23 protein-coding genes, 1 tRNA gene and 3 pseudogenes are annotated in these 23675 nt (G+C 57.7%); 12 read left to right on the top strand and 15 right to left on the bottom strand.

Translation table 11 applies throughout. From position 1 onward, the window contains the following. Positions 1 to 74 precede the first annotated feature (74 nt). The gene (locus AB4P96_RS16120; RefSeq protein ID WP_170037568.1) at positions 75 to 716 is read left to right on the top strand and encodes a hypothetical protein; all 642 of its coding nucleotides are present in this window, start codon (positions 75 to 77) and stop codon (positions 714 to 716) included. 761 nt (positions 717 to 1477) lie between these two features. On the opposite strand, the gene AB4P96_RS16115 is transcribed toward AB4P96_RS16120, so the two are convergent. The 6 genes and pseudogenes from AB4P96_RS16115 to AB4P96_RS16090 form a co-directional block, all read right to left on the bottom strand. Further along, a complete protein-coding gene (locus AB4P96_RS16115; protein WP_236447893.1) occupies positions 1478 to 2458 on the bottom strand; it encodes an MBL fold metallo-hydrolase in 981 nt (326 codons plus the stop codon). Between the two features lie 145 nt (positions 2459 to 2603). Continuing rightward, positions 2604 to 2759, bottom strand: a pseudogene (locus AB4P96_RS16110) (kinase); the annotation flags it as partial. A gap of 116 nt (positions 2760 to 2875) precedes the next feature. Further along, positions 2876 to 3814: a DUF481 domain-containing protein gene (locus tag AB4P96_RS16105; RefSeq protein WP_225932993.1), complete on the bottom strand. Its 939-nt coding sequence runs from the start codon at positions 3812 to 3814 to the stop codon at positions 2876 to 2878. Between the two features lie 311 nt (positions 3815 to 4125). Then, positions 4126 to 4878 carry an alpha/beta hydrolase gene (locus AB4P96_RS16100; protein ID WP_017138893.1) on the bottom strand — a complete coding sequence of 251 codons (753 nt, stop codon included), beginning with the start codon at positions 4876 to 4878 and terminating at the stop codon, positions 4126 to 4128. 338 nt (positions 4879 to 5216) lie between these two features. Next, positions 5217 to 6521 carry a serine hydrolase gene (locus tag AB4P96_RS16095; protein ID WP_017138894.1) on the bottom strand — a complete coding sequence of 435 codons (1305 nt, stop codon included), beginning with the start codon at positions 6519 to 6521 and terminating at the stop codon, positions 5217 to 5219. 121 nt (positions 6522 to 6642) lie between these two features. After that, positions 6643 to 6720 (bottom strand): annotated as a pseudogene (locus AB4P96_RS16090) (hypothetical protein); the annotation flags it as partial. A gap of 111 nt (positions 6721 to 6831) precedes the next feature. Here AB4P96_RS16090 and AB4P96_RS16085 point away from each other — a divergent pair. After that, positions 6832 to 7794, top strand: coding sequence for a LysR family transcriptional regulator (locus AB4P96_RS16085; protein ID WP_017138895.1), 963 nt, complete (start codon positions 6832 to 6834; stop codon positions 7792 to 7794). On the opposite strand, the gene AB4P96_RS16080 is transcribed toward AB4P96_RS16085, so the two are convergent. The 3 genes from AB4P96_RS16080 to AB4P96_RS16070 form a co-directional block, all read right to left on the bottom strand. After that, entirely contained in the window at positions 7774 to 8190 is a 417-nt protein-coding gene (locus AB4P96_RS16080; RefSeq protein WP_329606475.1) for a hypothetical protein, read from the bottom strand. The genes AB4P96_RS16085 and AB4P96_RS16080 overlap by 21 nt on opposite strands. Positions 8191 to 8484: 294 nt before the next feature. Beyond that, positions 8485 to 8558, bottom strand: a tRNA-Cys gene (locus AB4P96_RS16075). Positions 8559 to 8770: 212 nt separating this feature from the next. After that, a complete protein-coding gene (locus AB4P96_RS16070) occupies positions 8771 to 11050 on the bottom strand; it encodes an acylase (RefSeq protein WP_395599779.1) in 2280 nt (759 codons plus the stop codon). A gap of 239 nt (positions 11051 to 11289) precedes the next feature. On the opposite strand from AB4P96_RS16070, the gene AB4P96_RS16065 reads away from it, so the two are divergent. Then, complete coding sequence (locus AB4P96_RS16065) at positions 11290 to 11667, top strand: fe2+ zn2+ uptake regulation protein (RefSeq protein ID WP_017138897.1); 378 nt, start codon at positions 11290 to 11292, stop codon at positions 11665 to 11667. A 27-nt stretch (positions 11668 to 11694) separates the two neighbouring features. Here the strand turns inward: AB4P96_RS16065 and AB4P96_RS16060 are convergent, their stop codons facing one another. Continuing rightward, positions 11695 to 11889, bottom strand: a complete 195-nt coding sequence (locus AB4P96_RS16060) for a hypothetical protein (protein ID WP_017138898.1) — start codon at positions 11887 to 11889, stop codon at positions 11695 to 11697. A 172-nt stretch (positions 11890 to 12061) separates the two neighbouring features. Between AB4P96_RS16060 and AB4P96_RS16055 the strand changes: the two genes are divergently transcribed. Next, positions 12062 to 12205 (top strand): hypothetical protein, encoded by a 144-nt coding sequence (locus AB4P96_RS16055; RefSeq protein WP_169986206.1) that lies wholly within the window; start codon positions 12062 to 12064, stop codon positions 12203 to 12205. Positions 12206 to 12252: 47 nt separating this feature from the next. On the opposite strand, the gene AB4P96_RS16050 is transcribed toward AB4P96_RS16055, so the two are convergent. The 5 genes from AB4P96_RS16050 to AB4P96_RS16030 are packed head-to-tail and all read right to left on the bottom strand — an operon-like array spanning position 12253 to position 16657. Further along, entirely contained in the window at positions 12253 to 12999 is a 747-nt protein-coding gene (locus AB4P96_RS16050; RefSeq protein WP_370589405.1) for an ABC transporter permease, read from the bottom strand. A gap of 11 nt (positions 13000 to 13010) precedes the next feature. Further along, entirely contained in the window at positions 13011 to 14210 is a 1200-nt protein-coding gene (locus tag AB4P96_RS16045; protein ID WP_138451690.1) for an ABC transporter substrate-binding protein, read from the bottom strand. Beyond that, a complete protein-coding gene (locus AB4P96_RS16040; RefSeq protein ID WP_395599778.1) occupies positions 14197 to 15000 on the bottom strand; it encodes an ABC transporter ATP-binding protein in 804 nt (267 codons plus the stop codon). The genes AB4P96_RS16045 and AB4P96_RS16040 overlap by 14 nt, the downstream gene beginning before the upstream one ends. Next, positions 14997 to 16058 (bottom strand): acyl-CoA dehydrogenase family protein, encoded by a 1062-nt coding sequence (locus tag AB4P96_RS16035; protein WP_169986208.1) that lies wholly within the window; start codon positions 16056 to 16058, stop codon positions 14997 to 14999. The genes AB4P96_RS16040 and AB4P96_RS16035 overlap by 4 nt, the downstream gene beginning before the upstream one ends. A 38-nt stretch (positions 16059 to 16096) precedes the next feature. Continuing rightward, the gene (locus tag AB4P96_RS16030) at positions 16097 to 16657 is read right to left on the bottom strand and encodes a carboxymuconolactone decarboxylase family protein (protein WP_099549676.1); all 561 of its coding nucleotides are present in this window, start codon (positions 16655 to 16657) and stop codon (positions 16097 to 16099) included. Positions 16658 to 16759: 102 nt separating this feature from the next. Here AB4P96_RS16030 and AB4P96_RS16025 point away from each other — a divergent pair, with 102 nt between their 5' ends. The 8 genes and pseudogenes from AB4P96_RS16025 to AB4P96_RS15990 all read left to right on the top strand — a co-directional run bounded on the left by AB4P96_RS16025 (position 16760) and on the right by AB4P96_RS15990 (position 23664). Then, positions 16760 to 17671, top strand: coding sequence for an AraC family transcriptional regulator (locus tag AB4P96_RS16025; protein WP_017138905.1), 912 nt, complete (start codon positions 16760 to 16762; stop codon positions 17669 to 17671). Positions 17672 to 17995: 324 nt separating this feature from the next. Beyond that, on the top strand, positions 17996 to 18892 hold the full coding sequence (locus AB4P96_RS16020) for a calcium-binding protein (RefSeq protein ID WP_395599777.1): 897 nt from the start codon (positions 17996 to 17998) through the stop codon (positions 18890 to 18892). Between the two features lie 161 nt (positions 18893 to 19053). Next, positions 19054 to 20139: pseudogene (locus tag AB4P96_RS16015) on the top strand (cache domain-containing protein); the annotation flags it as partial. Positions 20140 to 20202: 63 nt separating this feature from the next. Next, positions 20203 to 21048, top strand: coding sequence for a methyl-accepting chemotaxis protein (locus tag AB4P96_RS16010; RefSeq protein WP_370589404.1), 846 nt, complete (start codon positions 20203 to 20205; stop codon positions 21046 to 21048). Between the two features lie 90 nt (positions 21049 to 21138). Next, positions 21139 to 21597 (top strand): SRPBCC family protein, encoded by a 459-nt coding sequence (locus tag AB4P96_RS16005; protein WP_017138908.1) that lies wholly within the window; start codon positions 21139 to 21141, stop codon positions 21595 to 21597. Between the two features lie 112 nt (positions 21598 to 21709). Beyond that, positions 21710 to 22156 carry a DUF411 domain-containing protein gene (locus AB4P96_RS16000; RefSeq protein WP_395599776.1) on the top strand — a complete coding sequence of 149 codons (447 nt, stop codon included), beginning with the start codon at positions 21710 to 21712 and terminating at the stop codon, positions 22154 to 22156. Between the two features lie 3 nt (positions 22157 to 22159). Beyond that, a complete protein-coding gene (locus AB4P96_RS15995; RefSeq protein WP_395599775.1) occupies positions 22160 to 22603 on the top strand; it encodes a YqaA family protein in 444 nt (147 codons plus the stop codon). Positions 22604 to 22647: 44 nt separating this feature from the next. Beyond that, positions 22648 to 23664: an alpha/beta fold hydrolase gene (locus AB4P96_RS15990; protein ID WP_395599774.1), complete on the top strand. Its 1017-nt coding sequence runs from the start codon at positions 22648 to 22650 to the stop codon at positions 23662 to 23664. Positions 23665 to 23675 lie beyond the last annotated feature (11 nt).

Genomic DNA, 23675 nt, shown 5'->3' with positions numbered 1-23675 from the left:
AAAAATGGATGAAATGGAGAAGCCAAAACAGTGATGGCACTGTAGCATCACTGCTTTTCTTTTGAGGCCCCCGCGTGAACAAGAAATTTCTATATTGCACTGGCGCGTTCATTCCGTTGGCCGCTGTCGTTTATGCCTTCCCCCTTTACGTCCGTGTTGACCCGTCGATTAAATTCTGGCTTTTCCTTGGGGTTCTGGCGCTCATCGTGATGATCATGCACGTGGCTGCGCACCTTGGCGCACTCGCTGATAACAAAGCGTTTCTGGAGGCAATAAATCGCCTTCCCACCGTGCGCATCACCCACCGACTGACTCGGGAAAACCTGATCAAAAAAATGCAGGCTGGCGTATTGATGCCCTACCCGGCAAAGCGCGGGCGCCTGCCAGAATGGTTCGCCCATTGGATGGATGGCAAACACCCCGCCACCTGGGTATCCATTGGCAAACCTGAAGACGTCAGCCCTGCTCTGCTGGGGTCCGTTCGTCAAAAAGAATGGCCCATGGCAATTTCGTTCCATGTGCCAAGTACAGACATCGTGATGCCACCTGGTTTTCTGAAACACCTGTATGGCTGCTACCAACAGCGGCTGCTCAATACGGTGAAGATCCCACACAACGCCGATCTGTATAAACGCGTCGGGAAAAATTGGCAGTTGCTGAGCCTTCTGGAACGCCAAGCACTGTACGCTCCGGTTGCTACGGCGGTGGCGGCTTAACAAAAGAAAGGGATGGATTCATGTCACTGAACATAGGTCCGTCCCTTCTCTCGGCAGCAGAGCATCAGCGCTGGTCGATTTCGATTTTTTGAGTTGGATCGGGGCTGTACTTTTGGCGTTTTAATTGCGGGTCGCCTTTGGCCAGGCAAAAGAAGAATATCTCCGCCTCCCCGCAGCCGCCGCGCATGGCTCGCGCATTCGCTTGACTGCAAATGCGCGAGCCATGCGCGGGGTTGCGGAACGGCTCTCAAATTGCAGGCAATAAAAAACCCCGTAGACGTTAATCTACGGGGTTTTCAAGAGTGGAGGCCGAGGTCGGAATCGAACCGGCGCAGGCGGATTTGCAATCCACAATTAAAACTCTAAAAATCAATTAGTTAAATAAATTACTTTTCCGCATTTGTGATGTATTTAAACGGCCGGAGACCTTTGTTTGCGCGACGTTGATTTTTCATTGCGGAACTGTTTTTCGCTCCAATCTTGGCTGATCAGCATCGCCGCCGTCGCTTCACCCACTCCCTGAGCTGGCCCTCGACACAACGGCAAGACAGGCAGCTATCGGCCCAAAACATTCCTTCACGAAGAGCAGGAATTGGCTGATTCCTGCTGCCTGCAACCGACACAAGACCGAGCGCATGGGGCTATTTTTTGGGCGCCATAGATCACTCCCCCCATATTTCTTTGAGAAAATCGGGTCCTTGCGTTTTCTTAATTTACCGGTGGCTTCTTTAGGCCAACCGAGTCGCCGGCCTATTCGATGGCTACAAGGCATCTAGATCGATCGGGGCGAAAGCGACAGGCAGTTGCACCTTCACAGCGTCCCGTTGTGCCAGGGGTATCAACATGCCCATGCTCTGATCGAAAGAGTCCAATATGCGCGGCATAGCGGTCAACGGTTGGTCCAAGGGCTCAAAAAAATTATCCCAATGGATCGGGATCACGATTTTAGCGCCCGTCTGGACAACCGCCTCTTGCCAATATTGCGCGACAAACTCCGGGGTTTGTTTACCTAACGTTCCGATGCCAAGGAACACCACATCTGCCCTGACATCCTTGAACTTGCCTGGACTGTAATTACCACTGGCGATCACCAGAAGACGACGGCTGCCATGAGTAATCAGGTACGAGAAGTTTTCGCCAACTTTGAAATCCTCCTGCCGGGCAGGAGTGTGCAGCGGATGATCGATGAAACCTGGTGAGGTGGGATGGGGTGAATGCGGGGTCTCGAAGGCTTTGATTTGAAATTGACCAAACGAAAAAGAATCTCCGTCTTTGATTACCTTGATACGCTCAGGAGGTAATCCGGCACCCATAACGGCGTTGGCAGTCGATGCTGTACCCAATACCGTAGCGCCTGTTTTGAGAGCAACCAAGCCACTGTCCAGGACATGGTCGTAATGCGAATGCGCGACGAATATCGCTGCAAGCTTGGAAATGCCAGCGCTGCGCAAACTTGCATCAATGCGCTGCTCATTAGGCTGTATAGCCGTCAGTAGCACCGAATAAATACTTGGCCGTGAGAAAAAACCGTCCTCCATGATCGCAGTCTCCCCATCATCGAAGCTCAATGTGCCAGCGCCCAGAAAACGCACCGTCAAGTCCGGAGATCCTTGACCGACTTGCGGTCTTAGCGAAGCAAAGGGTTGAACCGAGGGTGATGAGAATTTCCATGCCCCCCAGAGCGTCCCTGCCAACACTGCCATAACAAATGCACAGCCCAACACTTTTTTGCTACGACTCACGCTACATCTCCTGATATTGATATTGAAATGGATAGGCATCGCTGCCCTCCATAGCCGGATCTAGTTTTTTATCTAAGCTGCCCGCCTCATATAAGACGAGACGCAGTAAGCTACGCTGTAAGCGCCCGCTAAGTAAGCGTTTGCCAATCACACTTTGCGATGACGCCAAGACTGTGTCTATATTAAACGGATCGTTTCCCCACGTCTCATATTCGTAATCCAGTCCAGATTGCCAGGTCGGCGGAGTCAGCCCAAGAATATCAATTTCCCTGGTTACTACCCGGCGCTGGTGTCCATGTTTGCAGTAGCGCTACAGCGCTGCCCAGAATTTCAGGCTGTCATCGATTGCTTTGCTGATGGCCGAACCTTCGGGCTCGAGGTCGCACTGGGCGCTCATCCAGGCATGCAAAATATTCATCACCAATTCACACCAAAACCGGCTGTATATCTAGCACTGTCCAAGTTGCTATTATCGGATTTACCCGCGACTACCGCGTGTTCATATTTCAGATTTAAGGAAGCCCATTCCGTGACGCTGTAACGCAAGCCTAGCTCAGAGTCATAAGCATAATATGCTATATCGCTGAGTGGCCTTCCCAGCTCACCCGATGTAAAAAATTCAAACTTTTTTCCAACCAGATATCGTTTGAAGTCCCAGCGGGCAGACGTGAAGTAAAACGTACTACTGCTACCGTCTGAGTACCCGAAACGCATACGATTCAACAGCGCTACGATGGTAAGCTTGCCTAATTGATCGTCCCAGAATTGGTAACCGGGACCGGTGCCAATTTTTCGCCTGGTTATTAGGTCTTCGAACTGATCCTTTTTGTAATTGAAGCCTCCTTCCCAAAGCCAGTTATCGGTTAGGAAACGATCCACGGAGTACTCGGCACTCCAGTTTGCCGTACTTGCAACCTCTGCGTCATCTTCGCGGACGTGAGCAGTCGCGCTATGCCGCCAAGAGCCACTGACAAAACTTGTTTGTGCCGCAAGTTCAACATTTTCACTCTCTGCCTTAGCCTTTTCGGCATGAAGCGCAAGGTCAATGTTCCCCTTCCAAATTGCAGCCGTGAGGTTGGGTTGGGGCTTCATAATCTGGTCGATATTGTTAAGGTCGACAAGACTCAAACCAACGCCCACACCAACTCGCACGTTGCCTTGCGGACCGGTTTGAATCGATTCAACAGTTCCTTGCAACTGGCCCACTTGCTTTACCATGAGCGGCTGTTTGCTTTCCAAAGTTTGAATCTGGTCCTTACTGATCGTTATATCGCCTCCGTAATTCGTACTCAGAACAAGATTTGCGCCCTCCATCAAAATGATGTCTCCGCTAACACGGTCACCATTTTTCAGCATTACATTGTCCGCAGATGCGCACAGTGAAAGAACGCTCACGTAGACAGAGCATGACAATATCACCGCTGTTAATCGCATGACGAACCCACCGGGCTTGAGAAACCTGCCATATGTCACAATTACCGTGTTTTACATTATGAAGAACCGCCCTCCGTTCGCTTTGCAGCGTGAAGTCAGCATCGCAATCTCAATGCCGTCGTTAGCCGCGAGATCTGAGTTTCTAAATAGAGCTATTTAGCTTGACCGATTCGAAATCATACAGGACTGCTGCGCATCACTTATTTACTTGACAGTTGACGCTCATACCAGCATTAAAGAAAACAAGCTATTTTATCCATAGCTTGTTTCGCTTCAGGTATCGGAAGGATTGGCCACACGTGAATCATTCCTCTCCCGATATGCAACTGAACCTCACCTCCAAGCGCCAACGTTTTCTCACAGAAATTAATTGCATCGTGGTGAATAATGTCGCGGGTGCCAGCGAAAATAAGGATCGGAGGTAGATTTTCTGGATCTCCGTTAATCGGACTTACGTAGTTGTGGTCCGTACCAAGATCTCCCGCATACATCATGCCGGCCGCTCTTAAACCTCTCGCGGAGAGCATTGGATCTGACTTCTCGGTTTTTGAAATTAACTCGTTACTCAACGTGACATCCATCCAAGGGCAGATCAATACTAGCTTAGTAGGTTGCACATATCCGATATCTGTTAACGCGAAGCAGAGGGCAACTGCAAGGCCGCCGCCAGCTGAGTCGCCCATTACATTCATTGCGTGACATCGAGCGTTAAAACAAGCAAGCTTATATATAGACAACATGCGAAAAATAACGGTTTTACATTTAGTCTCTGGTGCAAGGGGATAAAGCGGCACTATGATAATATAGCCATATCTTTCGACTAACGTTTGAAGAAAGCGCCAGTGCAGAAACGTAATAGGCCAAACGTAAGCTCCACCATGAAGATAGAAAATATGTTTGGAGCTTGCTTGGTCATCTTTAGGGGCTAGCCTGTAGACTTCGATACCATCAACCATTTGGAGTTCGATGGAGATTTTCTTTTGCATTTTAATAGTTGGTCTTGCAGGGCCCTGCTCTCGTGATTTCCGAAAACTCTTCAGCACTCTATCCAAGGAGCCATAAACTGATTTTCGCCTGACCAGCAAAAGATATGCTATAAGTGCGCGACTTCTAAAACTAGATTTTTGAGGATTAGTTAGCGAGCCCACAATATATTCCAGTATAAATATTATTAAAAATTAAAATAAGTAATCGTTCAAACCAGCGTTGGTCAACCGGTCTAAGCAGTATTCGTTATTGCGAAACGACTCAACATTGGCGAATGGTACATCGCGGAACACTGCCGCCCACTCTCCAATGCCTGCTATTACCGCTTTTCATCGCACTATAGCGAGCTGGCCATCAGATGATTGGCCACCGCTCGATAGGCGGGCAAGGTAGTCGGATCGAAGTTCGAACTGCTAGCCAAGGGGTGCGAGGCATAACGCACAATGACCATTTTCGCCTTGGGGTCGATATACATGCTTTGTCCGTGGAGCCCACGTGCCGAGTAGACGCCATGAGTGTCGTGGGACACCCACCACATGTTGCGATAACTCCAGTTTGGCAGCAGCTCATAGCCTGCCTTGGCGAAGTCTTGCTGGCTGGCGCCCCCACGAATATTCGCGATCACGCTCTTGGGCACTATCTGCTGGCCATTAAACTTGCCGTCCAGGCGCATCATCTCGCCGAAACGGGCCAAGTCGCGCAACGAGGTGTTGAAACCGCCACCGGTAAACGCGGTACCCACCTCATCGACGATCAAGTAGGCGTCCTGCTCGGCCCCCAGCTTGCTCCAGATGCGCTCTTGTAGATTGACTGCGATGGGTTTGCCCGTCGCGCGCTGGATCACCCAGGACAAAACGTCGGTATTGACCGTCTTGTAAGCAAAGGCCTGACCGTGCTCGCCCTCTTTGCGCAGTTTCATCAGGTATTCGGTCACCGCGGTTGCGCCGACGTATCCCTCCGGTCGCGATGTCATATGGGCGGCTCGTAAGTACTCCCAGATTTCCGCTTTGGGGTCGGCGTAGTCTTCCGAGTAGCGAACACCGACTGTCATATCCATTACTTGGCGTACCGTGGCATCGCCAAATGCACTGTCCCTCAACTCCAGAACGTAGTGGCTGACCTTCGCCTGTGGGTCGATACTACCTTCCTCGACCAGCATCGCCGCCAAGGTGCCGATAAAAGATTTGGTGACCGACATGGCAATGTGCTGGCCCTGATCAGTCAACGCGCCGAAGTAGCGTTCATAGACCACTTGCCCGCGGTGCAGTACCAGGATCCCATCGGTGTAGTTGGCCTTCAGTGACTGTTCCCAGGTCATAGTGCGGTCGCTGCCCAGTAGGGTGAAGACCAGGGCGTCGATGTCTCCGCGTTCGGCGCGAGGTAACGGGCTGGCTGCTCCCTTTCCACGCGCGACCTGCACGCTTGGCAACAGCTCGCGCAGATGCGAGAACGACCAGCGCGTCTGGGGGAACTGCAGGATGTTGCTGAATCGCACGACCTTTTCCGGCACCGGCGGTGAACCTTGCATCCAGCCTATGACCTGCGGATCGCTGGCGTCGGCGCTGAGGAACTGCGGCTGGACGTCAGACTGGGCTATAGCGCTGCCCGGCAAGGTTTGCAGAGCGTCTATTTTCACTTGCATTTTAGTCTCCTTCGCACGCTTGATTACTCGGATTGCGTCGCAATCGGGTGGCCAGCAGGCCTTTTCTGTTCACGGCAACCAATTAGACCTAAGGCCGCAAGATCACACGGAGCTCTGTACTCAATTGCAGGTCGTGAATGCCTTTGAAGATCTTCGAGAAGGTCTCACCCTTTTTAAAGTTGAGCCGGCCGTCATCGTTTCAGGGCATCGAAACGCAAACGCACAGGTTGCCAGCCAAGCGCAAACTCTGGCGAATTTTCTGGGAGTGAGGTACAACCGTCCAATGCAAATATGAAGAGCGATTGATGCATTGAGCGACTTAATTGACTTGAAGCGAATTCGTCACCTGGTCTTGCTTGGAGAGGAACTGCACTTCTCCCGGGCCGCGGAGCGAGCCCATCTTTCGCAGACGGCGTTCAGCCGTAGCATCCAATCGCTGGAAAAAGACCTAAAGGTGCGCCTGTTTGATCGGGACACCCGCTCAGTGACGCTGACATGCGCTGGTCACCAGCTCATTGCTCGGGCGCGCGAGATGCTGGCGTGCGCCGACAAGTTGGTCGCGGAGGCCAGCGACATCGCCGGGGGGCAGGGAGGTGAACTCAACTTCGGCGTCGGCATGATGACCGCCAACACCACCCTTCCCAACGTGCTGCTGGCCTTGCGCAAGAGCGCGCCCAAGCTGGTGGTGACCCCTGAAGTCAATTACTGGCATCACTTGGCCAACCAACTGGCACAGGAAGACATCGAGTTTGTCGTAGCGAGCGTGCGGGTCGAGCAGGGGGTAGACCCACGCTTTGACGTTCGGAGTTTGCCGCCACAACCGGCCTCTATCTTCTGTCGCCACGAGCACCCACTGGCTCGACAGGCCGAGCCGGTGACGCATCAGCAACTACTCGCCTACCCGTGGGCTGCTGTGACCACGGACGACGTGCACGCCCGGGCGCTATTCGGAATGCCCTCGACGACACTACTGCCGTGGAAGTTGGTATGCAATGAGCTGAACTGCCTGCGTCAGGCCACGCTGACTAGCGACGCGCTACTGCTCACTTGGCAATCTTGGCTAGCGCCTGATTTGGAGAGTGGCGTGCTGATCGATCTAATCGAAAAAATCCAGCCTGCGATCCCCATACATTTGCGCTCTATCCCGGAAACCATCGTGTTTCATGCCGGCCGTACGTTGTCACCCATCGCCAGAAAAACCATCGCACTGATTATCGACGAGGCAGAAAAACGCCTGCCTGTCGTAACTCAGTCAGCGGCCATCTCGGACTAACTTCAGACTACGGTCGAGCTCCATCTGAGCAAACGAAGCGCTGGTCAGCATGAGAACCGAACTTTCTCTCTTTCCCCTCCGTTGTATGCAGGGCTGACTGACAAAGCAAACCCTTGCTTTGGCGTTCGCCGAAACAAGGAAAAGCCACGGGACTATTATGCCGGTGAAACCGTATGGAACGCGGTATACGCGGAAGCGGTACAGGAGCTCAAGAACGGGATGGATCTGGCCTACCTGACCGGCCAACGTCCCGCCGATGTGCTCAAGATTGCAGCCACCGACTTGAACAATGGCTTTTTGCTGATTGGTCAGGGCAAGACCGAAAAACGTCTCCGTCTTCGTTTGGAGGATGCCGGAATCCAATCCGGCCTGAGTAGCTTTATCGACGACCTGCAAGAACGCCGAGCCGTCAATGGAATCCGAACGTCAACCTTGATAACAAACGCGTCTGGACTTCGGATGAGCCAGCAGATGCTACGTATGACCGCTTCCGGCCGTTGTGGGCGCTTAGGCTCCTTAGTCTCAAGCACAATCCCACGTCCAATCGAGGAGAGGCATAACGATAACGGCGTCTTGAATTTCCCGAAAAAAGGCAGTGTTGCGGAAGTGATCCGAAAAATTGCGAAAGCGATGAGCAAATCTCAGACAATAAAAAACCCCGTAGACGTTAATCTACGGGGTTTTCAAGAGTGGAGGCCGAGGTCGGAATCGAACCGGCGTAGGCGGATTTGCAATCCGCTGCATAACCATTTTGCTACTCGGCCTCAAACGATCAACGCCCTGACTGCTGACATTCACCGCATAAAAACTTGAGTGGGCTGTAAAACCCTGTCTCTACTCTAACTCATTGAATGCATTGAAGTTTTAAATGCTTCGTTGCGTTCGATGGGCGCCATTATGTACGCATTTGCTTTTACCTGCAACCCCTTGATTTCAAAAATATTTCGTATAGTCATCAAGGAGTTGCGGGCCTGCCCTACTCCTGGATGCGCTGTTGCTGATAGTGCGGGTCGGCCTTGATCTGGGCTTCGGTGAAAGGCAGCGCGCGCAGCTTTTTCTCGGAGAAGGCTTGGGTCTGGTCCTTGGCGTGTTTGGATGCGGGGTTGCTGGATTCGGAGAAGGCCAGCACACCCAGTGCCTGGGGGCCTTTGTCGTCGAAGGTGACGATTTGCAGGTAGCTGGTGCCGCTGACGACTTCGCGTTTGCCGTCGGCGCGGGGCACGGTTTGCATGGCGTTGTAGATGCCCAGCTGTTGCGGGCCGCCGTGCATGGGGGTTTGGCCGCTGACCTGGATGTCGCCCCAGCGGGTGGCCTTGAGTTTACTGACCTCTTCACTGGAGGCCAGCATGGCTTCGCGCAGGGCTTTGGCCACCTCGATGTGGTCGATGGCCAGGCCACGGGGGGTGGTCAACGGTTGTGACGAATCGAAAGGCACGCGCCAGGCGTCGGGGATTTGTTGCAGGTGTTCGACCAGGTTAATGAAATGCACCAGGCCGATGCCGCTGTCGAGGTTGGCGTGCTGGTCCCAGGCTTTCAGGCTGGTACACAACGGTTGCAGCGCGGCGGCGTCAGTGCCCAGATGTTTGGCGCAATATTCGAGCAGGTCTGGCATGACTTGTCCGGCGAGATACACCTCGTTGTCCATGACCATGTTTTGCAGGTCGGCCACGCTGATCGGTTGCTTCTCCAGGGATTGCAGGCGTTGCACGGCGAAGCGTGCGCGCGGGCCGAGGCCGATGTGGTCCTGGCTGATCACCGGGGAGAAGCCGTTGAGTGGCGCCTTGGGGTTGGCCAGCCACGCCGAGTCGTTGGAGTGTTGCACGTAGTCGGTGCGCTGCAATTGCGGCAACTGGTCGGCAGCGAAGATGCCCGGTTGCGCTGCACGCGGGTCAACGTCCCAGGCGCAGGCGCTGTGGGCGCCGTCGAGCATGATCATTTGCAGGCCCGCGCGAGGGTCGCTGCATTGCGCCAGTTTGGCGGCGCTGACGTTGGGCACCACCGACAGGTTCATGTACAGGCTCTGGCCCTGGTCGTCGGCGGCCACGGTATTGACCCACGGTATGCCTTGCAGGGTGTGCACCGAGGTTTGCAGGTCTTTAAGGCTGGTGGCGCGGTTCATCGCGTACCACTGTTGCAGCACGCGGTCGTTACCCAGGTTGGCGTCGCGCAGGCTGAAGGCGTAGTGGCTGTCCCAGTCGAGCTTGCCGGGCCATTGCACCACGGGGCCGAATTGCGAACTGTAGACCGTATGAGTGACCTCTTTGAGGCTGCCATCGGGTTGTTTGACTTGGACCTTCACCGCACGATGCTCCATAGCGATGGATTTCCCATCCAGCAGATAACGCGTGGAATCCTTGGGATCGAGGGTCAGTCGATACAGCGTGAAATGCTTGGACGTGTCCACCGTGTGGGTCCAGGCCACGTGCTGGTTAAAGCCGATATTGATCACCGGCAAACCCGGCAGTGCTGCGCCCATCACGTTCAGTTGGCCCGGGATGGTCAGGTGCATCTCATAAAAACGCATGCCACCGACCCACGGAAAATGCGGGTTGGCCAGCAGCATGCCACGGCCATTAAATGAACGATCACGGCCCACGGCCACGGCGTTGCTGCCACGGTCGAGGCTGAAGCGTTGTTGATTGGCTGCTGCCAGTTCAAAGGCCTTCATGCTCGACGGCACAGCGGCAGTCGCGTTAGGCGGCGTGGCGCCGACCAGGGCTTCGGCGAATTGGCCGACACCGCCTTCCACCAGCAGCCTGCGGGTCAGCTTGACCAGGTCTTCCACGACCAACGGGCGCACCCAGGTGGCGTGGCACTGGGTCGGTGCGCCCTGCTCTTTCAGATAACGGTTGTAGCCGGCGACATAGCCTTCGATGCGCTGCTGCATCTGTGGGGTTTGCGCCTTCCAGAATGCGGCAACCGCCTGGGGCGTATTCAGCCAGTTGAAAAACACATCACTGGCCAGGTTGTTGCGCTCTTCGAGGGCCGCCTGGTCCGGGCCGAAAAACCGCGCACGCTCGCCGTTCACCGTGACCACTTCATTGGCCAGCAGGCACAGGTTGTCTTGCGCATACGCGTAACCAATACCGTAACCCAAGCCACGCTCATCATTGGCGCGGATGTGCGGCACGCCGAAGGTGGTGCGGCGAATATCGGCTGAAGCCTGTGTCACCTGTTCACGCGCTGAAGCATTCAGGCTCAGCCCCAGCAACAGCCCTGCCACGCACGCCTTGGACAACCGGTTGGAAATAATCACGCAAGCTCCACAGTCAATTTGGACACCCTTACAAGGGGCAACGACCCCACCGTAAGAACGCAGGCAACCGGGAATAATTTAGCCGCAGCGGGTGTTTTTTAAGGGCGGTCGACGTGTGACAAAGCGGATACCGACAAAATTTCTACATCCAGGACTTCATGATTTCGCTCGCTCGTTCGTCTTATTCAAATAAGAGCGCCATCATTTTCCTGATCAGGCTCTGATAAGGAGTTTTTTGCATGTACAACCCGCAACCGCCCATGGATGGACATTCACCGGCTGCCGACGCCAATTACGGCGGCGGCGCACAAGCGTTCGGCAAAGCGCCGGAGCACGGCAACCAGCGTATCCGCCATTTGCTCAAGTGCTTCGGTTTGCGCACCAGCCTGATCCGGCTGAAGGTCATTGACGCCCTCCTCACTGCTGCCGACAACCAGCGCACATTGGGCGTGCGCGGCGTGCACAGCCATTTGCTGGAGCTGGGCATTCCGTTGTCGTTTCTCAGTGTGCGCGAGGTGCTGAAGCGCCTGTGCAGCGAGGGCGTGATCACCCTCAATGCCGATAAAAGCTACAGCCTCCATGCAGAGGCTGCCAAAGTGCTCGACGGTCGCGCCTGATGCTTTGACCTGGCGCCTTGATAGGCATCAGAAGTGAGGCTTGACCTTGCGACGCATGATGCCGTTGATCACCACTACCACGACGGCAATCGCAATCGCCAGGTACTGGAACGTTTTTTCGCTGATCACGCCGGTGTTTTGCAGATAAGACAGGCCAAACATCGACGCCAGTACTGTCAGGGCGATCAGAATCGAATATTTCAAACGTTGCTTTTGGGTCATGACGGGTTCCTGAAGCTTAAGAATGTATCCACTTTGTATCGCCGAGCATGCCAAGCACATACCCGGTTACGGGGATGGCACCGGTTCGGCAGGGTCATATGTTACAGGCGCTGAGAAATTTTGGCTTGTTCCGCGCCTGATTGAACCTGTCGGTACTTTAGAGGATTTGAAAATGCTCCGTCGAATCACACTGTTGATTCCATTGCTGATCATGTTAACCATGAGCGGCTGCTTCTTTTTCCCACGTGGCGGCGGTGGCGGCTGGCACGACCACGACCATCGCTACGATGGCGGCCGTGGCTACGAGCACCGCTGACACCACGCGCGTCTCGCTTTGCAGTGAGCAAAGCGAGACGCCTGCAGTCAGCCTGCATGCACCCAACGTTGATATAGCCAGCGCGCAAAGGCATCCAGCGCAAACCCCAGCAAGCCGATCACCACCACCATCGCCATCAACTCCGAATACGCCAGGCGGTCACGCGTGTCGAGGATGTAATACCCCAGCCCCGCGCTCACCCCAAGCATTTCGCACGGCACCAGCACGATCCACAAAATGCCAATGGCCAGGCGCACGCCGGTCAACACATGCCCGACTACGCCGGGAATGATCACCCGTCGCAGGGTTTCCCAGCGCGTGGCGCTCAGGCTTTTACTCAGTTGCAACCAACGCGGGTCCAACTGGCGTACGCCAGCGGCGGTGTTGAGCATGATCGGCCACACCGCCGCAAACGCCAGCAGGAAGTAAATCGGCTGATCACCCACGCCCATCAACATCACCACAATGGGCATCCAGGACAGTGGCGAGATCATCCGCAGAAACTGGAACGCCGGTGTGGTGGCGGCCTCCAGGTTGCGCGAACTGCCCACCAGCAGCCCCAACGGCACACCGACCAACAAGGCCAGAAACAGCCCAACGAATATGCGCTTCAGGCTCACCGCGATGTGCAGGTACAGCTCGCTGCGCCCGAGCAATTCCCACAAGCTGCTTGCGGTTGCCGCCAGGGAAAAGCGCGCCGACAAGCCATCGGCGTCGCCAAACACTTTCACGCCCAACCACCACAGCAACAGCAAGCCGGCCAAACCACTCAGCCCCAGCCACCAGCCAGGGATTCTGCCGTTGTTCAAACGCCGATCTCCTCGTGCCGTTCGTAACCGTCGGGCAAGCCGAAGGTTTTCATGCCGCCCACGGACTCGATGGCATTGCGCACGAAGCGGTCGTCCACCAGGTCCTTGGCCACGAACGTTGGGTCCAGGTCAGCGAGGAATTTCTTGTCGCCTTCGATCAAAGTGTCCTTCAAGCGCCGTACCAATTCCTCGGTGTAGCTGGGAAATGGGTACGGCTGGAAGTCGATGCGATGCTCGTCCCAGTTGGCATGCTGGATCGCGCCGTCAGCCAGGTACGCGGCACGGTCGGCGGCGGCCGGGGCCAGCACCTTGCTCAACACCGGCTCGGCGTGCGGTGTATAGCGGTTCGGGCCGTCCTTGGACAGCAGCTTCACCGCCTCTTCGCGGTTATCACGGGTCCACACCTGCGCCTTGACGATGGCATTGACCACCTTCTGCGACCACTCCGGGCGGTTGGTCAGGTCATGCTCGTGCATGAACACCACGCAGCAGGCGTGGTTGCGCCACACATCGCCGGTAAAGCGCTGCACGCGGCCGACCTTGAGGTTTTCCGCCAGGGCGTTGAACGGCTCGGCGACGATGTAGCCGTCAATGCGTTTACTCGCCAATGCCGGCGGCATATCCGAAGGCGGCAACACGATCAGGTTGACCTCATTGGCCGCAATCGCAGCCCCGGCGGCACGCGCTACTGGCGTGAGGCCGTTGTCGCGGAACAGTTGCTGCACCACTACGTTGTGGATCGAGTACCAGAACGGAATCGCCACCGACTTGCCGCCCAATTGCTTCACCTCGGTAATGCCCGGCGAAACCGTCAGGCCCGAACCGCCGACATGGTTCCAGGCCACGACTTTGGCCGGCACCTTGCTGCCGTAGCGCGCCCATACCGTCATCGGCGACAGCAAGTGAATCACGTTGACCTGCCCGGAAATAAACGCCTCGATCACCTGCGCCCAACTGCGCAACAGCACCGGGCGCTCGGCCTTGATGCCTTCGGCCTCGAACAAACCGTTGTTATGCGCCACCAGCAAGGGCGTGGCGTCGGTGATCGGCAAATAGCCGATGCGTACAGGCGCGTCCGGCTCGCTGGCGGCGCGGGCTTGCAGGCTGCTGAGCAGCGGCAAGGCACCGGCGGCACTGAGCACCGCCGAGAGTTTGAGAAAGTCACGGCGCGAGTGCGTAAGGTCATCCAGACACATGTGAAAACTCCTGTTGATCAATGGGGTTGGGTTGAGGGCGGCTCGCCTGCCGTAAGGTTTTCAGAATCTCGATACGCAACGCGCCGATGGCTTCAACCTGCTCTTCGCGCGGTTGCGGCAAATCGATGTGCCATTCGCCCAAGGTCCGCGCCGGGCGGTTGCCCAGTAGCAGGATACGGTCGGACAACAGCAGCGCTTCGTCGATGTCGTGGGTGATCAATACCGCCGCCGAACCCTGCTCGCGGTTGACCTTGAGCAGCAGGTGCTGCATGTCGGCGCGGGTGACTTCGTCCAGCGCGCCGAACGGCTCATCCAGCAGCAACACCTGCGGCTGGCGGGCCAGGCAACGGGCCAACGCGGTGCGCTGGGCCATGCCGCCGGACAACTGCGCTGGAAACTGCTGGCGCGCATGTTCCAGGCCGACCGCCGCAATGGCGTGGTCGACGCGCTGGCGGCGCTGCTCAAGGCTCAAGTGCGGCTGACGGGCGAAATCCAGGCCAAAGGCGACGTTCTTTTCCAGGTTCAGCCAGGGCAACAGGCTAGGGTCTTGAAACGCCACTGCCACCCGTGGATGCGGCCCGGCCAGCGGCTCGCCCAGCACCTGCACGCTACCGCCCTGGGGCGCCTGCAAACCGGCCAGCACGCGCAGCAGGCTGGATTTACCCACGCCGCTGGGGCCGAGGATCGACACCACTTCGCCCGGCTGCAGCTGCAAATCAAACCCTTGCAACACCGGCCCGCTGGCATAGCCCAGGCAAATACCCTCGGCGCTCAGTACCGCCTGACTCATAGGTTGGCCTGACGGTGCAGCTCGGTGCGCAGCTGCACCAGGCTTGGCGTCACGATCGGCACAAAGGCCGACTCGCGCCAGCGCCGTGCAAAGCCACTGCCATGGGCTGTGAGGTAGGCCTTGCCACCACTGGCTTGCAGTTCCAGCTGCACCGCGCTGGCGGCGGTTTCGGCCAGGGCGATGCGCAGTTTGAACAAGGGCACCGGCTCGACGGCAAAACGACCGGCCAACAGGCCGCCTTTGAGTTCTGTGACCAGGTGATCGAGGGTCGCTCGCAAGGCTTCCAACTCGTCACGCAACACCGTGCGTGAGGAGCCCAAATGGTTGGCCACTTCCGCCAGTGAGCGCCTCGCCAGGCCAATGGACATGCCGCACTGCAAACCCAGGAACGCCGGGCGTACGGCCGGCAGAAACTTGCGTGCATCTTCATGCAGCAACCAGTCGCGGCTCAGCTCCACGCCTTCCAGGCCCAGGGCCGCGGTATTGCTCGATTGCAGGCCCATCAGTTCCAGGTCACGCGAACGCTGCAGCCCTGCGACCGAATCCGGGATGGCCAGGATAAACGGCGCGCCGCCGCCGGCATGCTCAATCGCCGCCGCCGCAACAAAACCGTTCTTGCGCAGGTTGGTCACCCAGTGCAGGCGGCCGTTGAGGGTCCACCCGTCCTCGGTCGGCTCCGCGCTGATTTGCAGGGTCTCGATGCCGGACAAAAACTTCATCGCGTTCGACAGCCCGGTCGCCCCGGCCAGCTTGCCGCTGAGCAGGTCCGGCAACAGTTGCTCGCGCAGCCGCTCATTCGGGCTCTGCAACAAATATTCGATAAAAGAGCGCTGGCCCCAACACACAAACGCCGCCGCCAGGGAATGGCTGGCCACGTTGGCAATGGCTTCCACCGCGCCGGTCACATCACCGCCCAAGCCGCCCAGCGCCTTGGGCACGCCAATGCTTAATACATTCGACTCTGCCAGCCTTGGCAGCACTTCCTGTGGATCGCAACTGCCCACATCCAGGGCCTGCGCTTGAACATCGAGCCAACGGCTCAAGATAGGGTCAAGCATTCGTTTCTCCTTTTTACAGCAGGTGGACCATCGCCGATTCAGCTTGCCGGTTTTTCCCAACGGTATTGCGCCAGCTCCGGGTTCAGCGGGGTACGGGCAAACACGTTAGCGAAGTTGCACAGGGTTGCCAGGCTGACGCCCAAAATAACTTCCAGCGCCTGGCCCTCGGTATAACCGGCGGCGCGGAACGCTTCAAAACCCGCGTCGCTGACATCGCCACGGGTGGCGATCACTTCGCGGGTGAACGCGGCGAGTGTCTCATAACGGGCGTTGGGCAATTCACCGCGCTGGCGCAGGGCGTCAATCACGTCTTCGGGCAGCTTGGCTTTATTGCGCGCCACGGCGGTATGGCCGGCCACGCAGAAATCGCAGCCGTGGGTGGTGGCGGCAATCAGCTGCACCACTTCGCGGTCGGCCAGGCTCAGCTCAGACTTGGCGTTGAGCCCGGACACGGTGATGTAGGTTTCCAGCGCCGCCGGTGCATTGGCCAACACGGCGAGAAGGTTGGGAATGAAACCCGAGCCTTTGAGGGCATTTTCCAGGAAGGGCTTGGCCGCTTCCGGAGCGGTTTCGGGGGTGAGCAACGGTACACGGGACATGGAGTGGTCTCCTGATGGGTTCATCGCCTAAGTCTGTTGGTTATAAAAAAACGCCTCAATAGGCTAAAGTAGCGATTACTTGCTCTAGAGTCTTTCCGTTAGATGAATTCGTCCAGTGCGCTCGTTGATTGGTTATTAGACAGCCTCGAACTCAACACCAGCCTGTTCCATGTCGGCCGCTATTGCGGCGCGTGGCATGCCAGCACCCATGGGCTGGCCAGCGCGAGTTTCCACCTGATTGTGCAGGGCCAATGCTGGTTGCATATTGACGGCGAACCCCTTCCCCATCACCTGAATAATGGTGATGCGGTGTTTCTGCTGCGTGACCTCGAGTATCGGCTGTCTGGCGAGGCCACGGCCGCGGCAGCGCAGGAATGCCCGCGCCGACCGATGCTGGCGCTGGACAGCAACGCCGAAGATGGCGTCGGCCTGGTCTGCGGTTTTTTTCACTTCCATTCCGGTTTGTCGGCGATGATCGTCGACGGCTTGCCCGCCTGGATCATCCTGCGCGCCGGCGACCCATCGCTTACTGCCGCGCGTAATCTGTTCGAATTGATCCTGCAAGAGTGCGAGCGCGTCCCGGCGCCCTCCTCGGCATTGCTCGAGCGTTTGTGCCATTTATTGTTTCTGTATGTGCTGCGTCAGCAAGTCATCGATAACAGCGAACTGGGCGGTCTGGCGGCACTGGGCCGACAACCGGCATTCGCCGAGTTGCTCGAGCAATTGATCGCCCGACCGGCAGACCCATGGACCCTGGAAAGCATGGCAGCCTGCACCGGTTTGTCGCGCTCGGCATTTTTCAAGCGTTTCAGCGAGCTGTGCGGGCAATCGCCGGGGCAGGTGCTGTTGATGATGCGCATGCGCCATGCCTGCCGCTTGTTCAAAGAAGACATGACCGTGGCCGATGTGTCACTGGCGGTGGGTTATCAGTCGGTGGCAGCGTTTACTCGGGCGTTCTACAAGACCACCGGCCAGCAGCCTGGGGCTTATCGCAAAGGTCAATGGCGGAATTAGCAAACAGGAAAGCTGGAAATCGCATGAAAACGCACCACACAACAGGCCCGGCTCACGTGCCGATGTGGCGGTGGTGTATTGCGATCCGACCGTTTTAGGCGATGAGAGAAGCTTCCTGTTTATACCTCCAGTCGTGAAATGGACCGGCCTTTGCGCAAGCGCTACCTGGTCTGACCCTCTACGGCCGATCATCACCGGACGAACGACATATCCAGTCGCAAGCTCTGCGCGGTTGCCAGGAACGCTCTTGCATCGATCGCCCACGTAAGAGGAGCCCTGACATGCGGTCAGGTTTATACCTTGGTTATCGAGAAGGACATCACCATGCTCTCTCCCTACGCTCACGCCCCAGCAACCGCGCGTCACCTTGTGCCAAGCGTCGAGCCGGTCAAGCCCAAACCTTCACCCTATGATCCACCCGCCGACCTGTCACCGGGCGCGCGAGACGTCAGGACACACATACTGCTCCAAAAAGGCGATATGACCTTTAGCCGCGAAATCACCTGGAGCACGGCGTACCCCGGTAAACCTAAGATTGTTGCCAATCAACTTAAGGTGGAAACCGGTAACGACGACGACATCATTCGCGTGCGCAGCTGGCCAGGTGACAAGTTGCAGTTCATCGTCAACGGACAGTCGTATGTGGTCGATATCCCACCCCAACAAAGCTTGAACAACAACCTGTTGATCAAGACCAATGGCGGTAATGACACAGTCATCGTCGAGGATGACGTCAAGCATTACGTGTTAATCGAGGGGGGTGATGGCGACGACAGACTCCAGGCCGGCGCAGGCCCGACCGGACTCCTTGGGCAGGACGGCAACGATACGCTGCGCTTGGGCAGTGGCTTTGGCGTTGCACAAGGTGGCGACGGCAACGACAGGCTGTACGGCGGCAGCGGCCCTACCATTCTGTTCGGCGAGGCTGGCGACGACCACCTCCAGGCCGGGTTCAGCAGCGCGCATAAATGGAACCTTCTCAATGGTGGTCCCGGCGACGACACGCTCTTGGGTGGGAGTGGGGACAACTACCTGCACGGAGAAGGCGGCGACGACGAATTGGTGGGGCATGACCGTACGTCGTTCTTCACCGGCGAAGGTAATGACCGCATTCGGAATAATCGGAGCAAGGACCGTATTTTCGCTGGCGCCAATGATCACTTCGACACCACGCAAGGCTCGGCTTTCACTGAGGTGAAACCGAGCACCACTGGCCAATAAGGTCAGCTCAAGGGGTGACCTTGCAGTGGCGAACACCGGCAAGGTCACCGTTGCCCACTCACTTTGCACCATCGTACCTAAAGCTCCTTCTCTCCAAGCCGATAGCCCTACGAAGCTCTAACAAAGCCGCGTCGATAATAACGCTTCGTAAGGACGATCCCATGCCCCCTCTGCGCTCCATCCAAACCCGCTACACCTTGTTTCTGGTGCTGTTCGTCCTGCTGATATTGGTGTTGACCGTTGTCGGTATCGGCCAGTTGGTGGCCCCCACGCTGCGCCATACCGAAGAACAGGTGGTGCTCAACCGCGTCGCCGAAGTGGCTGAGCGCATCCAGGGCGAACTGAACAAGGTTCAAGCCCAACAACGCAGCATCACCCAAACCATTCCCCTGCTTGACAGCGATGCCATCGACAAGGTGCTGCCCGGCCTGGTGGACCAGTATGGCGAGCTGAAAGTCTTCGGCGGCGGTATCTGGCCACTGCCCAACCAGCGCGCCCCAGGGCGCAACAAGTTCAGCACCTTCTGGCACCGTGATGCGTCAGGCAAACTGGCGGTCAACACGTTCTGGAACAGCGACGCTGCGCCCAACTACTACGACCAGAGCTGGTACAAAGGCGGCCTCGCCTCGCCGCGCGGCCAGTGCGCCTGGGCCGCCGCCTACAAGGACGACGCCAGCCAGGAGCCACGCACCAACTGTGCCATGGCTATTCAGCGCGATGGCGCAGCCTATGGCGTGGCCACCATTGACGTAACCCTGGGGTTCTTCAATGAGCTGGTGGCCAGCAAGGAAAAAGACATCGGCGGCCAGATGCTCATCGTTGAAGGCGACGGCAAGATCATCAGCAACAGTTCGCGCATCAGCGGCCCGGTGGTGTTGAAGAACATCAGCGAACTGGCTGGCACCTCGGCGTTTGCCGCCCAGGTGAGTCAAGCCCTGGCCCATCGTGACCAAGGGCTTGTGCGTAACGAGTTCGACAACCAGGGCGTGGCCAGCACCTTCTACCTGCGCCCGATCGAGGGCACGCCGTGGTTCCTCGCCACCGCCCTGCCGACCTCGTTGATCACCGCCCAACGCGATGACGTGCTCGGCAGCCTGGCCCTGCTGCAAATTCCCATGGTGTTGCTGCTGGTGCTGCTGGCCGCCTATGCGATCCGCCAACTGGTGCAGCGCATGAAGTCGTTGAAGACCAATATCGATGCCTTGTCAGCCGGCGACGCCGATCTGACGCGGCGCATCACCATTCGCGCCGAAGACGAACTGGGCGCCATCGGCCATTCGGTCAACCACTTTATCGTCTACTTGCAGAACATGATTGGTGAAGTGACCCAGGCCACGGGCGCCATGTCGTCGAGCCTGGCGCAACTGCAGCAGACATCGGCCCACACCAACCAGATCCTGGTGCGCCACGCCTCGGAGACCGACCAGACCGTCACCGCCATCACGCAAATGAGCTCGACTGCCGACACCGTCGCGCAAAACGCGGCGGAAACCGCCTCGTTCACCCAGCGCGCCAACGAGCATGCCGACCGCTCCCGCGTGGTGGTGGGCGAAGCGTCCACCAGTGTCAGCGCCTTGATCGGCGAAGTCGCCAGCGCCACCCACACCGTGGAGGCCATGCGCCAGGACGCTGCACGCATCACCGAAACCCTCGGCGTGATCGGCGCGATTGCCGGCCAGACCAACCTGCTGGCCCTTAACGCAGCCATTGAAGCAGCGCGGGCTGGCGAGCAAGGCCGTGGTTTTGCGGTGGTGGCCGATGAAGTACGGGCGCTGGCGGCACGGACCCAGGCCAGCACCTCGCAGATCAACGAGATGCTCGCGCGCCTGACCACCGGCGTGAGTTCGTCGGTGGCGGCCATGGAAAACACCCAGGCCAGTTGCCAGTCGGCGGCGGATGCCACGGCACGGGTGAACACCGGGCTGGATGAGATGGCCGGTTCCGTCAGCCATATCAATAACCTCAGCACCCAGATCGCCACGGCGGCCGAGCAGCAAAGCGCGGTGACCGAGGAGATCAACCGCAGCATGGTGCAGATCCGACAGATGGTCGATGAGTTGGTAGAAAGTGGCCACGCCACCCAAACCAACACTCAGAGCCTGTTGGATGCCAATGGCCGGGTCATTGCATTGATGGGCCGCTTCAAGGTGCGCTGATAAAAGACTGAGACACTCCCGTGCAATGCGCGGGAGTGGGACTATTCTGACAGTTCTCAGGACAAACTCTCGCCACACAGGAGGTGTGTCATGCATGCAGCTGAGCATTCGGCCCGCTTGGAGCGGATCAGTCAGGAACGCTTCATCCAGGCGCCAATCGAGGTCATCTACGACTATGTGACCCAGCCGGATCGCTGGCACGAGTGGCACCCCACCTCCCTGAGTGCCGACACCGGCACCACCGGCTCACTGCCGGCCGGCACGCGCTTTACCGAAATCATCGACCTGCTGGGCGTGCGCGTCCCCATGAGCTATCGCGTACAAATCGCCCGCCGCCCCAGTGAATTCAAGACCGTGTTCACCTCCCTCGCGGTAGACGGTTCGATTCACTACTTCCTGCAACCCCACCGTGGCGGCACGCTGTTCAAACGGGTGCTCACCTACGAGACCGAATTGCAATTGGCCACCTTGCACGCGCGCATGATCGACCTGTCGACCATTGCGCTGGACCAACTCAAGCACCGCCTTGAAAACGCGGCTTTCGTATAATTTAGAAACATTACTGCCACCCCGCTCACCCTGTGGGAGCTGGCTTGCCTGCGATGACGTCGTCATGATCGCCGCAAAATCCCGACGCCGTCCTCTTGCCCACGAGCCCCACATGAAAAACCCCCTGCGACTGGCCCTACTTTGCGCCCTGTTCACCACCACACTGGCCCAGGCGGCCGACCTGATCCCAATCGACGTGCACCGCGATGCCAACTGCGGTTGCTGCAAAAAATGGATCAGTCACCTTGAAACCAACGGTTTCAAGGTTAATGACCATGTCGAAGCCGATATGAGCGCCATCAAGCAGCGCCTGGGCGTAGCGCCGCGCCTGGGCTCGTGCCATACCGCCGTGATCGACGGCAAGTTCGTCGAAGGCCATGTGCCCGCCGAGCAGGTGCTGGCACTGCGCGAACGCGATGATCTGCTAGGCATTGCCGCGCCCGGCATGCCCATGGGCTCGCCCGGTATGGAAATGGGTGACCGCCGCGAGGCCTACCAGGTCATCGGCCTGACGCGCGACGGTCAGGATGTGGTGGTGGCTGACTACCCGGCCCACTGATTAATGCTCGCCGGTTACCTGGGGCTGTTTTTTGCCGCCTTTGGCGCAGCAACCTTGTTACCACTGCAATCGGAAGCCGTGCTGGTTGGCTTATTGCTCAGCGGCCACTATAGCCTGTGGCTGCTGCTGGGTATTGCGACGGTGGGCAATGTCCTGGGGTCGGTGGTCAATTGGTGGCTGGGCCGCTGGGTTGAACACTTCAAGGATCGCCGCTGGTTTCCGGTCAGCGCAAAGCAGCTCGACAAGGCCAGTCGCCATTACGAACGCTGGGGGCACTGGACGTTATTGCTCAGTTGGGTGCCGATCATCGGTGACCCGCTGACCTTGGTCGCTGGGGTAATGCGCGAACCGCTGTGGCGGTTTTTGCTGTTGGTCACGCTGGCCAAGAGCCTGCGTTATGGCGTGCTGACGGCGCTGACCCTGCACTGGGTGTTAATCCCCACTTAATCCCCTCGCAACAGCATCCGGGCATTCCTTCCGGAGCCCTGTTCATGTCGCTAATCCGCGCCTTTTGCATCACCGGCCTGCTCACGGCGAGCGCCGCTCCCGCCCTCGCCGCTGCTCCCCTTGCCACTACCTATGGCCCCGAGCTGCAAGGCTTTCAATACCCTTACCCGGTCGAACATTTCAGTTTCCAGTCCCAAGGCAAAACCCTGCAAATGGGTTATATGGACGTGCCCGCCAAGGGCCGTGCCAATGGCCGCAGCGTGGTGTTGATGCACGGCAAGAACTTTTGCGGCGCCACTTGGGAAGAATCGATCAAGGCCTTGAGCGAAGCGGGTTACCGTGTGATCGCGCCGGACCAGATCGGGTTTTGCACCTCCAGCAAACCGGACCACTACCAGTACAGCTTCCAGCAACTGGCGATCAACACCCACCAACTGCTGGAGAAACTCGGCGTTCAGAAGGCCACCCTCATCGGCCATTCCACCGGCGGCATGCTCGCCACCCGTTATGCACTGCTGTATCCGCAACAAACCGAGCAGTTGGCACTGGTTAATCCCATCGGCCTGGAAGACTGGAAAGCCTTGGGCGTACCGTATCGCAGCGTCGACCAGTGGTATGAGCGCGAGTTGAAACTCAGCGCCGACGGCATTCGCCAGTATGAACTCAACACTTACTACGTCGGGCGCTGGAAACCGGAATACGAACGTTGGGTCGACATGCTTGCCGGCCTCAATAATGGCCCGGGCCATACCCAGGTCGCATGGAACTCGGCGCTGATTTACGACATGATCTTCACCCAGCCGGTGTACTACGAGTTCAAGGATTTGCAGATGCCCACGCTGCTGTTGATCGGCACGTCCGACACCACCGCCATTGGCAGCGATATCGCGCCGCCGGCGGTCAAGGCCAGGCTCGGTCACTACGACGTGCTGGGCAAGCAGGTGGCCAAGCTGATCCCCCATGCGACCCTGGTGGAGTTCCCGGGCCTGGGCCACGCACCGCAGATGGAAGAACCGGCGCAGTTTCATAAGGCACTGTTACAGGGGTTGAATGCCCTTTAATCCAACCTTTT

The sequence above is a fragment of the Pseudomonas sp. B19125 genome (genome assembly GCF_044218855.1).
GTDB classification, from domain to species: domain Bacteria; phylum Pseudomonadota; class Gammaproteobacteria; order Pseudomonadales; family Pseudomonadaceae; genus Aquipseudomonas; species Aquipseudomonas edaphica.
The sequence above is the reverse complement of the archived record's forward strand: the minus strand, read 5'-3'. Positions and strand labels throughout refer to the sequence as shown.